This is a genomic window from Brevibacterium sanguinis (genome assembly GCF_039528855.1).
GTDB classification, from domain to species: Bacteria; Actinomycetota; Actinomycetes; order Actinomycetales; family Brevibacteriaceae; genus Brevibacterium; species Brevibacterium sanguinis.
The window spans coordinates 174,096-186,710 of sequence record NZ_BAAAMB010000002.1 but is presented as its reverse complement, the minus strand read 5'-3'; the positions used below and the strand labels follow the sequence as shown (position 1 = coordinate 186,710).

Here is a 12,615-nt window from a genome sequence, read left to right as displayed (position 1 = left end):
TGCCCGTCGCGTGAGGCTCACCGGCGGCCGACCCGCCCGGACCGGAGGCCGATGACGGCCCGGCGTGCGACCCCTCGGCCACATCGTCCGACGACACCGGCGCCGTCGGCACGTCGGAGCCGTCAGGGTGCAGAAGCACCTGATCGAAGGACGTAAGGAGGTCGGCGGCGTCCTGGATCGCCTCCTCGTCGCCGGAGTCGACCGCTTCGAGGAGCCAGTCGAGGACGGCGAACTCGGCGAGGAGTTCGGCCCGGGTGACGATGTGGTCGTCGGCGCGGGGCCGTGAGCTGCGGTACTCGGTGAAGAACGTCGGCACCGCGGCCGGATCGATGAGCGCGGAGGCTGCGGCGAGATCGATCGCCGGATCCGAGACCCGGATCCGTCCGATCTCCGAGAGGGCGAGCACCCGCTCCTCATCGGTGTAGACGCTCGACTCGTCGATGGCGCCGTGGATGGGCGTGGCGAGGAAGTGCCAGAGCGCGACCTTCTCGAACTCCTCCTCCCAATGCTGGAGGAGAGTCGACGGCACCCGCCCGGTGGCCGCGGCCTGATCGAGGCGGTCGAGGATCTGGAACTGGAAGCGGGAGGGCTCCTCGACGGGGAATCCGGCGTCGGAGATCGGTTCCGGGGCGGCCGAGTGGAGCGTCGCCAGCGTCTGCGCCAGCGAGCTCGCCCGCGCGACATCGGCGATCGGCTCGTCACCGACCGGGGCGCCGGGAAGCGGATCGGCGAGGGTGACGGTGACCGCCTTCTCGGTCGCGAAGAGCTTCGGTTCGACCTCGGTGATCGCCCGCAGGTGCGGCCACGTGAAATCGGCGTGCGGATAGGCGAGATCGTAGATCCGGGCCGCCTCGGCGATCGACCCCGTGTCAGCGGACCGGTCGACGCGGGTGTGCGCCGTCGCCACGTACTCGGTCTCGCCGTCGCCGATGAGAATCCTCACTCCCGCATCGAGGGAGGGCAGCGGTGTCCATGTCGTCGGGGAGAAGTCGTCGAGCATCGTCGCCGCGACCGCTGCCAACTTGAGCGCCTTCGTATCCACCCTTCCCAATCTACCGTCTGCGCCCCGCCCAGGCCGGGGATTGGACCCCTACGCGTGTCCGCCGCGTCAGACCCCTGAGCTATCGTGGAATCCATGGAACCGCTGCCCATGATCACGCCCGTCAGCCTGGCCAGGAACGGCATCGACCGCGATCATCTCACCCGCGGGGCAGACGGCGATCTCACCGAGGTGTGGGCCGGCGGACCGGCCGCGGTGTTCGAGCATCGCGGGTCCCTGCTCGTGGCCGGCGGCGGCCTCTTCCGCGCCGCCCGCGACCTCGTGCCGCATGGTCAGACGGAGATCTACCTCGGCCGGGATGCCGCAGACCAGCGCTACATCGGCATCGGGCTCAGCGACGAGGGGCGCAGCGTCCTCGACACCGCCCTGGCCACGGCCCGCGATCGCGACGCCACCGACCTCCTCACCGCCCCCGGCTCCGGCATCGACAGCACCGAACCCGTGTGGCTGCCGCTGCGCGAACTCGCCGACGCCCTCGACGACGTCGACGTGTCCCTGGCCTGTGAACTCGTGGCGCTGAGCAACTGGCACCGCGCGCACACCCATTCCCCGCGCACCGGCACCCCCACCGAGGTGGTCCACGGCGGCTGGGTCCGCCGTGATCCGGAGACCGGCAGCGAGCACTTCCCCCGCACCGACCCCGCGATCATCGTCGTCATCGTCCATACCGATGCCGACGGCGTCGAACGCGTCCTCCTCGGCAACAACGCCGCATGGCCCGCCGACCGCTACTCGCTGCTCGCCGGCTTCGTCGAACCCGGAGAGACGCTCGAGAACGCCGTGATCCGCGAGGTCTGGGAGGAGGCGCACGTCACCGTCGTCAACCCCCGCTACCTCGGTTCGCAGCCGTGGCCGTTCCCCTGCTCCCTCATGCTCGGCTTCTCCGCCGAGGCGGTGTCGCTGGACGTCGCTGCCGACGAAGCCGAGATCACCTCGCTCAAGTGGTTCACGAGGGAGGAGCTGACAGCGGACATCGCCGCCGGACGCGTGGGCACCCCCGGCACCGTCTCGATCGCCGGCCAGCTGCTGTGGTCGTGGCTGGAGAGTCGGTGAACGCTCGCGCCGCCGACCTCCTCGCCGCCCTCGACGACGAGCAGCGGGCCGTCGCCACCCATTTCTCCTCCCCGGTCATCGTGCTCGCCGGCGCCGGCACCGGCAAGACCCGGGCGATGACCCACCGGATCGCCTACGGGATCGCCACCGAGGTGTTCCCCGCCAATCACGTCCTCGCCCTCACCTTCACCGCGAAGGCCGCCGGGGAGATGCGCGCCCGTCTGCGCTCCCTCGGCGTGCCGGCCGTCCAGGCCCGCACCTTCCACTCCGCGGCTCTGCGCCAGCTGCGGTTCTTCTGGGACCGCTTCGCCACCGGCGACTTCCCCCGGATCATCGAGAACAAGGCGGGAGTCCTCGGCTCGGTCATGCAGGAGCTCGGCCACGAGGTCAGCCGGGAACTCGCCCGCGACGTCGCCGCGGAGATCGAGTTCGCCGCCGCCTCCCTCCTCGGCGTCGCCGACTATGCGACGAAAGCCCAGGCCAGGGACCTGCCCGGTGATCTCAGCGTCGAGGACATGGTCCGCATCGCCGAAGCCTACTCGGAGGCGAAGACCCGCGGCCGCCTCCTCGACTTCGACGACGTCCTCCTCGTCCTCACCGGCGTCCTCGCGGAGTATCCGGCGATCGCCGCCGAAGTCCGCGAGCAGTACCGGCACTTCGTCGTCGACGAGTTCCAGGACGTCTCCCCGCTCCAGTTCGATCTGCTCTCCCGGTGGCTGGGGCCGCGCGACAACCTCTGCGTCGTCGGCGATCCCGCGCAGACGATCTACTCCTTCGCCGGGGCCGACGCGTCCCTGCTCGAGGCCCTGCCGTCGCAGCTGGCGGCACCGGAGACGATCCGGCTCGTGCGCAACTACCGGTCGACGAAGGCGATCGTCGCGACCGCGAACAGCCTGCTCCGCCACACCTCGCGCACCGCCCTGACCCTGCGGACGGACAACGCCGAGGGCACGCAGCCGCGGATGACCGAATATCCCACCGACGACGCCGAATCGCTCGGTGTCGCACGGGCGATCGCCGCCGAGGTGAAGGCCGGTCGCCGTCCCCGTGACATCGCCGTCCTCTTCCGCACGAACGGGCAGAGCCCGGCGTATGAGCAGGCGCTGACGGCGGCCGGGATCCCCTACGTCCTGCGCGGCGGGGAGCGCTTCTTCGCCCGCAAGGAGGTCAAGGAGTCGATCCTCATGCTCCGGGCCGCGCGCGCCGCCGCGGGTGCGCGACCGCTGCCGGAGATCGTCGCCGAGGTGCTCGTCTCCGCCGGTTACACGCGGACCCCGCCGCCAGCCGGGGCCAGCCGCCAGCGCTGGGAGTCGCTCAAGGCGATCGTCGACCTCGCCGAGACCCATCAGGCCGGCAGCGCGCTGCCGGTGCCGCTCGAGGACTTCCTCGCCGACCTCGCCGATCGTGCCGAACACCAGTTCGCACCCGACATCGAGGGGGTGACGCTCGCCTCGTTCCACGCGGCCAAGGGCCTCGAATGGGACAGCGTCCACCTCGTGGGCCTGAGCGAAGGGCTCATGCCCATCAGCTATGCGCAGACCCCGCGGGCGATCGCCGAGGAGCGCCGGCTCTTCTACGTCGCGCTCACCCGTGCCGGTCGCGACCTGTCGCTGAGCTGGTCGCTGGCGCGGCACGAGTCGAAGCAGAAGCCGCGGCAGGCCTCGCGCTTCCTCGGTGAGCTCGGCCGGCTCGAGGAGGCGCCGGGTCAGGCGCGGCGACCGGCGACCACGGTGCGGACGAACCGGTGCCGGACGTGCGGAAAAGTCCTCGTCTCCCAGGTGGAGCGGGCTCTGGGGCGCTGCGCGCACTGTCCTGCCGACGTCGATCTCGAGCTGCTCGATGCCCTGCGCCGCTGGCGGGCGCGCGTCGGACTCGAACAGGGGCTGCCGCCGTATCTCGTGCTCACCGATGCCTCGCTCTCGGCGATCGCCGAACTCCATCCGCGGGATCTCCCCGGACTGGCGCGGATGCCCGGCGTCGGGGCCACGAAGCTCGAACTCTACGGTGAGAGCCTACTGCGCCTCCTCGTCGATTAGGGTCAGCCCGGGTGCGGGGACGCGGCAGTGGCACTGCGGGTGGTAGGAGAGCGCGTCGTCGTCGACGGCGCCGGAGCGCAGATCCACCCGGCGGCGCACCGGCTCCGCCTCGGTGAGGAGGGCGGCCCGGAGCACGAGCACGAGGTGGGCGGCACCGAGTGCGGGCGCGAGCGGATCGGCGAGGTCATCGCGGTCGGTGAGCGCGCGGATGCGCGGGTACTGGTCGAACCACCCCTCGTCGGCGTCACGGAGGAGCAGGCACGCACAGACGGTGCACGGGGTCGCGCCGGGACGGACGAGCCCGGTGATCTCGACGGAGAACTCACCGGCCACGACCTGGCAGTGGTCGACCTCCCGATCGACGAGCCACGTCGCAGTGTGGAGATCGGGAACGAGATGCGACGTCGTCACGACGATCGGATCGGCAGTGAGATCGAGCTCGTCGATGCGGGTTGCGGGAGTGACGGCGAATCCCGCTCGCGACAGCTGCTGGACGACCGCGACGCGCAGCGGGCCGAACACGCCGAGCGGTCGGGCCGCCAGCGCCGCGGCGGCCTGATCGGGGGAGCGGTCGAAGAGGCGAGCGGTGGCGAGGAGATTCGTCCCGCGCCGCACGGCAGCGGCGTCGGAGTCCTCGGGAATGAGCACACCCGCCTCGTCGAGCAGGGTGAGCAGCGACGTCGCCCGGGCGAGGTCGACGCCGAGGTCCTGGGCCCGGGTGTGGAACTGACCCGATCCCAGACCCATCCGCAGGTCGTCGATGAGGGAGGCGTCGGCGGGGAGGAGGCCGTCGATGAGCACCGGGTCCTCGACACCGAACTGCAGGCACGCGGCGCTCCGCCATGTGATCGGAACGCTGGGACAGATCCGCAGCATCATCCACCTCGCCTCCGTGTCGGGAGACCCAGACTAGTGAATGGAAGCAGGCCGCGCCATGGTGTGCGCAGATCTGTGGAAAACCTTGTGGAAAAACGGTTGAGGACAGGCCGAAAACGCTGTCCGACTTGCCCTCAACCGCATAGTGCCCCAGGCGCTCGCGGTGACTCGTGCGGCTTCCCCTTCCGCACGCATCTCCGGGTTTTCCGGGGTCAAACATAGAACCTATTCCCCATTCGCGGCCCCGTCAATGGCGCTCCGCGCCGCGCTTCGGCCCCATCCTGTGGATAACGTGTGGACAGGTGTCGCTCGTCTGTGGAGGAGGCGCGGACCCGGCGTCGCGGTCGATGTGCCGAGGAGGCGATGAATGCGTAGGTCACTTGAGATTCGAGTGACGATCCGGCGGCGTCGGCGTCTGTGGACGAACGCCGACCGGCCCCGAGAAGCGATACTCAGGAAACTCACAAGTAATCTCGTGTCCGTGGCGTTTCCTATCATGGTGGGATGACTGAGCGGGAGCGGTGGACGGAAGACGGCGTGCTGCGGGCGATCGCCCGGGGAGAGATCGTGGTGCGCCGCTCGGCGCGACGGAAGAAGACGATCGCGGTGTCGAAGGAGATCGACACGTACGTGCTCAGCGCGCCGACGCGCTACAGCGTCGAGTCGAACATCGCCTCCCTCACCGACCTCTTCAATCGGCTGGCGGCGAAGGACCATTCCTCGGCCGCCGACCTCGCGGAGATCGCCGAGGAGCTCAGCCGCCGGTACTTCGGCGGGCGACTGCGTCCTGCCTCGATCAGGTGGGTGACGAACCAGAACCTCAGCCGGTGGGCCTCGACGACGACGTCATCGGGGGACATCCGGATCTCCCACCGCCTGCAGTCCGTGCCGCGCTGGGTCCTCGAGACCGTCATCGTCCACGAGCTCGCCCACCTGCAGATCGGGCCGCACTCGAAGGAGTTCCATGCTCTCGCCGACCGGCATCCGCGGCAGGCGGAGGCGAAGCTCTACCTCGACGGCTTCAGCGCAGGGGAGCGGTTCAGCCGCGGCCGGTGATCACTCAGCGGCCGTCTGCGGCGTGGGCCGCGACGGTCGCGCGGTAGAGCTGGGGCAGCCGGGTGACGAGGTCGGGCATGAGGGCGGCGGGCAGCCCGGCGATGGGGAACCACGCGACGTCGAGTGACTCAGCGGAGACGGCCGGGTTCTGCTCGGCCGAGGCGACGGCGCCGTAGACGACGTCGAAGTGCCGCCGGCACGTGCCGAAATCACCGGCGAGATCGTGGACGTGGAGCTCGAGCGGGGCAGGGGAGACCCACCGGAACCGCTCGAGGCCGCTCTCCTCGGTCGCCTCCCGCCGGGCGGCGTCGCGCAGGCTGACATCGCCGGATTCGAGATGGCCGCCGAACTGCATCCAGGCGCCGGCCCGCCGGTGATGGTTGAGCAGGACCGCCTCGGTGTCGGGGTCGACGACGAGGCAGCTCGCGGTGACGTGCTCGCTCGTGCCCGCGCGCACGAGCGCCGAGGCGCCGCGGGACTCGAAGAGCCCGGCGAACGCCTCGGCGAATCCACTCGTGTGCGCGGTGTGCGCGACCTCGTCACGCGCCGTGGAGAGCGCGATCATTCACTTCTCGTCGCGGTCGGTGTCGTTGGTCCCCTTGGGCCCGGGGCCGTCGGAGTCCGCGTCGGATCCCTCCTCGGCCTCGGAGGACGCTTCCCGCTTCGACGCGGACGTGTCATCCGTCTCCTCATCACTCGACGTCGGGTCCGCCGAGGCGGCGGAGCCGGCTGCCGAGGAGTCGGTGCCGGCTTCCTCCTGCGAGTCGGAGTTCGTGCCTGCTCCCGTGCCCGCCTCACCGGCCGACGACGGGGTCGCACCGGACGCGCCGTCGGTGCCTTCGGCGAGGATGCGACTGAGCGCCTCGTCGAGCGTCGAGTCGCCCGCCCATTCGGCCTGACGGCGTTCGCTGTAGCCGAGCGGATCGTCGAGGTCCTCGGTCGTCGGCAGCAGGTCGGGGTGGGTGAAGACGTTGTCGCGCGCCTCGGCGCCGCCCTGCGATTCGAGGTAGGCGAAGAGAGCGGCGGCATCGCGGAGCCGACGCGGGTTGAGCTGAAGGCCCACGAGCGTCGAGAAGGTCTTCTCCGCCGGTCCGGCCGTCGCCCGTCGCCTCCGCAGCGCTTCGCGGATCTGCTCGCGGGCCGGCAGCTTGTCGCTCGCGGCGAAGACGACGACGTCGACCCAGCCGGCGATGACGGCGAGGAGGTTCTCCAGCGTCGTCAGCGCCCGCTTCTGCTCATCGGTCGTCGGCGGATTGAAGAGTCCCTGGCGGATGTTGTCGCTGAGATCGGAGATGTTCGACGGATCGATCGACGAGGCCATCTCCTCGATCTGCGAGGTGTCGACCTTGAGCCCCTGCGCATACCTCGTCAGCGCGGTCTCCACCTGGGCGGCGAGCCACGGGGCGCGTTCGAAGAGGGCGAGATGGGCGAGCTCCTGGGCGGCGAGGTAGATGCGGACCTGGGAGATGTCGACGTCGATCTCCTCGGCGAAGGCGGCGATGTTCGCCTCGACGAGCACGGCCTGATCGTGGGGGAGGAGGGGCAGGCCCACCTCGGTGCCGGTCAGGACGCTCTCCGACAGGGCGCCGACGGCCTGGCCGATCTGCATCGCGAACATCGAATCGCTCATCGTCGAGAACATCGACGAGGCACCGGCGAGGATGCTCTTCATCTCCTCGGGCACCTGCGTCTGCAGGGTGTCGGTGAGCGCCGTCGACATGTTCTCCTTGATCGGGAGGACGAACTTCTGCCACCCGGGCATCGTCCGCTTGACCCAGTCGGCGCGGGTCAGGGTCGCAGTTGCGCGGTTGGCCACGGACAGGTCGGTCGCCTCGGCGAGCCAGAGTTCGGAGAGGCGGAACGCATCCGTCGCGGCATGCGCGGCGTCATCGCTGACCGCGGGATCCGGCGAGGGCACGCTGCGCAGCGCGATCTGCGTCGCCTGCGCGCTCGGGTCGGCTCCCTGGCCGAAGAGACCCTGCATCTGGCTCATGATCGTCGCCATCATCGCCGGGTCGATGTTGAAACCCTGCGGACCGGAGGCGCCCTGGCCGGGACCGCCCGGATTGCCGGGACCGCCCTGGCCGAAGAGCATTCCGAAGATCTGCTCGAACGGGTTCTGCTCGTTGCTGTTGTCGTTGGACTTGTCGTCGCTCATGGTCTCACGCGCCTTCGAGAATCGTAGTCATCACCACGTTAACCTCGGGACATGTGCGAAGCTTCCCAATCGCGCGAAGTTTCGCTCCATGTTCGCACCCGGCGAAAGGGGTGCGTGTTCGCACCGGGCGTAAGGAGTCTGAGAAGTCGCGCGTCGCCTTTCAACTAGACTGGTGACGCGGTGCACCGAAAGGAATCCATGTCAGAGAATGCCCCCCGAGCGGTGCCTGTCCAGGCACCCGCCCCACGGAGCCGATCCCGTCGACGCTCGCCCCGTTTCGCCACCTCGGCGGGGGTCATGACCTACCTGCTCATCGCGCTGGCCGTGCTCATCCCGATTCCCTACATGCTGCAGCTGCCCGGGCCGGTGTTCAACACCCTCGGCGACTACCAGGGCAAGCCCATGATCAGCGTCTCCGGTGCCCAGACCTACCCGACGAGCGGTGAGATCGACATGCTCACAGTGGCCGTCAGCGGCGGTCCCGGTCGCGACACGTACGCGACCCAGGCCCTCGGCGCGCTCATCGACGGTCAGGAGACGGTCGTGCCCACCGAGGCCTACTACCCGCTCGACACGACGCGCGAGCAGGTCACCGAGGCGAACACGGTGGAGATGACATCGAGTCAGGACGTCGCCGTCGCCGCGGCCATGGGCGAACTCGACATGCCCTACACCGTCGACCTCCTCGTCGACGAGGTCACGCCCGGGTCCCCGGCCGAGGGCAAGCTGAACAAGGGCGACCGTCTCGTCTCCGTCAACGGGACCTCGCTCGAGAACGACTCGGCGGCGCCTGCGACGATGAGCACGACCGTACAGGACTCCGACACCGTCGATCTCGTCGTCGAGCGCGACGGCTCCGAGGTCGATCTCAGCCTCGACCCGGCGACCATCGACGGTCGCAATGCCATCGGCATCATGATGCGGCAGCAGTTCGACTTCCCGGTCGACGTGTCCTTCAACGTCGAGGGGATCGGCGGGCCCTCGGCCGGGACGATGTTCGCCCTGGCGATCGTCGACGAACTCACCCCCGGCTCGATGACCGGCGGCAAGCACGTCGCCGGCACCGGCGAGATCGATCCCGCCGGCACCGTCGGCCCCATCGGCGGGGCCCGGCAGAAGGTCGCCGCCGCCACCGCGAAGGGCGCCACGCTCTTCCTCTCACCCGCCGAGAACTGCGCCGAGGTGATCGGGGCCGCCGATCAGTCGCAGATCACCGTCGCCCGCATCGACACCCTCGACGACGCCCGCTCCGCCGTCGAAAGCTATGCCACCGGAGACACGTCCCAGCTGAAGTCGTGCACGTCCGGTGACACCACCAACGAGAAAGGTCAGCAGTGAGCACCACGTCCTCACCCTCCTCCGCGAAGATGCCCGGATCAGGATCACGGCGGTCGCCACTGCTGCTGACACTGGTGTCGGTGGCGATCCTCCTCGTCGCCTTCATCGCGTTCACCCAGGTCTACACCGAGGTCCTGTGGTTCGGTCAGCTCGGCGCCTCCGAGGTCTTCCGCACGATGTGGTTCACCCGCGGCATCACGTTCGCCGCCGGCTTCCTCGTCATGGCCGTGCCGGTGTGGCTGAGCCTCCACCTGGCCTACCGCAACCGTCCCGTCTACGCCCCCACGACACCGCGGCAGGAGAACCTCGACCGCTACCGTGAGGCCATCGAACCCCTGCGTCGGGTCGCGACCCTTGCGATCCCCGCCGTCGTCGGCATCCTCGCCGGCATCACCGCCTCGGCGCAGTGGAACGTCGTCCTCGAATGGATGAACGCGTCGTCCTTCGGGGAGACCGATCCGCAGTTCGGCATCGACAAGTCCTTCTATGTCTTCGTGCTGCCCGGTCTGCGCCTCGTCGGCGATCAGCTCGGGATGGCGCTCGTCCTCTCGCTCATCGCCGCCCTCGTCGCTCACTACCTCTTCGGCGGCATCCGGCCCGGCGAGCAGCGCGGGGTCATCCTGACGAAGACCGCGCAGTGGCAGATCGGCATCACCGTGGCTCTGCTCGTCCTCGTCCAGGCGGGACGTCTCTGGCTGAGCCGCTACGACCGGCTCACCGGGTCCGGCGGCATCGTGCCCGGCGCGACCTACGTCGACGACCGGGCGGCGCTGCCGGCGATGGCGATCGTCGCGATCGCGGCGGTGCTCGTCGCGCTCCTCTTCGTCTACACCGCGTGGAAGGGCAACTGGCGGATCTCGATCATCGCCACCCTCACCCTCCTCGTCCTCGGCGGTGTGTCGATCATCGCCTACCCGGCGCTCCTGCAGCAGTTCCAGGTCAACCCCTCGCAGCAGAGCCTCGAGTCCGAGTACATCCAGCGCAACATCGACGCCACCCGTGAGGCCTTCGACTTCAACGACATCGAGGTGACCCCGTACGAGCCGAGCACGAGCGGCGAAGCGGGCGCCCTGCGCGCCGATGCCGAGACCGCGGCCTCGATCCGTCTGCTCGATCCCAACCTCGTCTCCGACACCTTCCGCCAGCTGCAGCAGGTCCGGCCCTACTACTCGTTCCCCGCGCAGCTCGACGTCGACCGGTACAACATCGACGGGCAGATGCGCGACACCGTCATCGCGGTGCGCGAGCTCAGCCCGAGTTCGGTGAACAACCAGAGCTGGTACAACCGGGCGATCGTCTACACGCACGGCTTCGGTGTCGTCGCCGCCAACGGCAACCAGCGCAACCCCGACGGCGAGCCGACGTTCATGGAGTCCGACATTCCGCCGCGCGGTGACTTCCCCGAGTACGAGCCCCGCGTGTACTTCGGTGAGAGCTCCCCGGAGTACTCGATCGTCGGCGGCCCGGAGGGGTCGACCCCGCGCGAACTCGACTACCCGTCCGATGAGGACAGCGGCTCCGGTCAGGTCAACAACACCTTCCAGGGCGACGGCGGCCCGTCGGTCGGCAGCATCTTCAACCGCCTCGCCTACGCCCTGAAGTACCAGGACGAGCAGATCCTCCTCTCCGACGCGGTCAACGCCGATTCGCAGATCCTCTACGAACGCCACCCGCGCTCGCGTGTGGAGAAGCTCGCCCCGTTCCTCAAGATCGACGGCGACCCCTACCCGGCGGTCGTCGACGGGAAGATCAAGTGGATCCTCGACGGCTACACGACGGCGAAGGACTACCCGTATTCGACCCCGCAGCCCCTCCAGGAGGCGACCGAGGACTCGACGACCGCCTCGGCGCCGGGAACCGTGGCCACCCTGCCGGACGAAGAGGTCAACTACATCCGGAACTCCGTGAAGATCACCGTCGACGCCTACGACGGTTCGGTCGACATGTACCAGTGGGATGAGAACGATCCCGTGCTCAAGACGTGGATGAAGATCTTCCCGGGCCTCATCAAGCCGGCCTCGGACATGTCCGGTGACCTCATGAGCCATGTGCGGTACCCGGAGGACCTCTTCAAGGTCCAGCGTGAGCTGCTCACCCGCTACCACGTGACCTCGGCCAGCGAGTTCTACACCGGCCAGGACTTCTGGGCCCTGCCGACCGATCCGACGCGCCGGGCCAACAGCGGACTGACCCAGCCGCCGTTCTACATGACTCTGCAGATGCCGGGTCAGGAATCCCCGTCGTTCTCGCTCACCAGCTCCTACATCCCCGCGCAGTCCTCGGAGGGCCAGTCGCGGAACAACCTCACGGGCTTCCTGTCCGCGGATGCGGATGCGGGGTCGACGCCGGGTGACATCGCGGAGAGCTACGGCAAGCTCAGGCTCCTCCAGCTGCCGCGCAACACCACTGTGCCCGGTCCCGGTCAGGCGCAGAACAACTTCAACACCGCCCCTGATGTCCAGCGCAGCCTCAACCTGCTGCGGCAGGGTGAGTCGCAGGTCCAGAACGGCAACCTGCTCACGCTTCCGCTCGGCGGCGGTCTGCTCTACGTCCAGCCGGTCTACGTCCGGTCGGCCGGTGACACGTCCTACCCGCTGCTCCAGCACGTGCTCGTCGCCTTCGGTGAGAACATCGGGTTCGCCCCGACCCTCGACGAGGCGCTCGACCAGGTGTTCGGCGGTGACTCCGGCGCCCAGGCCGGTGACGCCGGCACCGAGGGCGGAGGCGGGACCTCCGGCTCCTCGGGCGGCGACGGCGGCGGTGGCGGACAGCCCGCCGACCAGGGCCTCAACGAAGCCCTGCAGGAGGCGCGCCAGGCGATGGAGGACTCCGACGCCGCGCTCAAGGCCGGAGACTTCGAGGCCTACGGCGAGGCTCAGGACCGCCTCAAGCAGGCGATCGACGATGCGATCGCCGCCGATCCCTCGCTCGCCGAGGACGGCGGGGCGACGGCACCGCCCGAATCGCCGGCACCCGATCAGGGAGGCAACTGACCCGACGCGGGAGTGAGCCCGCAGCTCGGCTGACACGACGGCCCC

9 protein-coding genes are annotated in these 12,615 nt (G+C 69.3%); 5 read left to right on the top strand and 4 right to left on the bottom strand.

What is annotated here, in order from left to right; translation table 11 throughout:
- Positions 1–1,042 (bottom strand): aminoglycoside phosphotransferase (locus ABD154_RS02230; RefSeq protein WP_344249793.1); only part of this gene is annotated, 1,042 nt, incomplete at its 3' end.
- A gap of 93 nt (positions 1,043–1,135) precedes the next feature.
- Between ABD154_RS02230 and nudC the strand changes: the two genes are divergently transcribed.
- Together nudC and ABD154_RS02220 are read left to right on the top strand one after the other, a co-directional pair.
- A complete protein-coding gene (nudC, locus tag ABD154_RS02225) occupies positions 1,136–2,113 on the top strand; it encodes an NAD(+) diphosphatase (protein ID WP_344249791.1) in 978 nt (325 codons plus the stop codon).
- Positions 2,110–4,149: an ATP-dependent DNA helicase UvrD2 gene (locus ABD154_RS02220; RefSeq protein ID WP_344249789.1), complete on the top strand. Its 2,040-nt coding sequence runs from the start codon at positions 2,110–2,112 to the stop codon at positions 4,147–4,149. Before nudC ends, ABD154_RS02220 begins: the two co-directional genes overlap by 4 nt.
- On the opposite strand, the gene ABD154_RS02215 is transcribed toward ABD154_RS02220, so the two are convergent.
- Positions 4,126–5,028: a hypothetical protein gene (locus tag ABD154_RS02215; protein WP_344249787.1), complete on the bottom strand. Its 903-nt coding sequence runs from the start codon at positions 5,026–5,028 to the stop codon at positions 4,126–4,128. The genes ABD154_RS02220 and ABD154_RS02215 overlap by 24 nt on opposite strands.
- Before the next feature lie 501 nt (positions 5,029–5,529).
- Here ABD154_RS02215 and ABD154_RS02210 point away from each other — a divergent pair.
- Positions 5,530–6,081: a M48 metallopeptidase family protein gene (locus tag ABD154_RS02210; RefSeq protein WP_344249784.1), complete on the top strand. Its 552-nt coding sequence runs from the start codon at positions 5,530–5,532 to the stop codon at positions 6,079–6,081.
- A gap of 4 nt (positions 6,082–6,085) precedes the next feature.
- Here the strand turns inward: ABD154_RS02210 and ABD154_RS02205 are convergent, their stop codons facing one another.
- Entirely contained in the window at positions 6,086–6,646 is a 561-nt protein-coding gene (locus ABD154_RS02205) for an NUDIX hydrolase (RefSeq protein ID WP_344249782.1), read from the bottom strand.
- Positions 6,647–8,239, bottom strand: coding sequence for a zinc-dependent metalloprotease (locus tag ABD154_RS02200; RefSeq protein ID WP_344249780.1), 1,593 nt, complete (start codon positions 8,237–8,239; stop codon positions 6,647–6,649). It lies immediately after the preceding gene.
- Positions 8,240–8,536: 297 nt separating this feature from the next.
- Here ABD154_RS02200 and ABD154_RS02195 point away from each other — a divergent pair, with 297 nt between their 5' ends.
- Positions 8,537–9,577: a YlbL family protein gene (locus ABD154_RS02195; protein WP_344249778.1), complete on the top strand. Its 1,041-nt coding sequence runs from the start codon at positions 8,537–8,539 to the stop codon at positions 9,575–9,577.
- A 29-nt stretch (positions 9,578–9,606) separates the two neighbouring features.
- Positions 9,607–12,570, top strand: coding sequence for a UPF0182 family membrane protein (locus ABD154_RS02190; protein ID WP_344249872.1), 2,964 nt, complete (start codon positions 9,607–9,609; stop codon positions 12,568–12,570).
- Positions 12,571–12,615 lie beyond the last annotated feature (45 nt).

Bases quoted from the DNA above. Each gene is read 5' to 3' on its own strand.
- nudC (WP_344249791.1), top strand. From the start codon at position 1,136: ATGGAACCGCTGCCCATGATCACGCCCGTCAGCCTGGCCAGGAACGGC.
- ABD154_RS02215 (WP_344249787.1), bottom strand. From the start codon at position 5,028: ATGATGCTGCGGATCTGTCCCAGCGTTCCGATCACATGGCGGAGCGCC.
- ABD154_RS02210 (WP_344249784.1), top strand. From the start codon at position 5,530: ATGACTGAGCGGGAGCGGTGGACGGAAGACGGCGTGCTGCGGGCGATC.
- ABD154_RS02205 (WP_344249782.1), bottom strand. From the start codon at position 6,646: ATGATCGCGCTCTCCACGGCGCGTGACGAGGTCGCGCACACCGCGCAC.
- ABD154_RS02200 (WP_344249780.1), bottom strand. From the start codon at position 8,239: ATGAGCGACGACAAGTCCAACGACAACAGCAACGAGCAGAACCCGTTC.
- ABD154_RS02195 (WP_344249778.1), top strand. From the start codon at position 8,537: ATGACCTACCTGCTCATCGCGCTGGCCGTGCTCATCCCGATTCCCTAC.
- ABD154_RS02190 (WP_344249872.1), top strand. From the start codon at position 9,607: ATGCCCGGATCAGGATCACGGCGGTCGCCACTGCTGCTGACACTGGTG.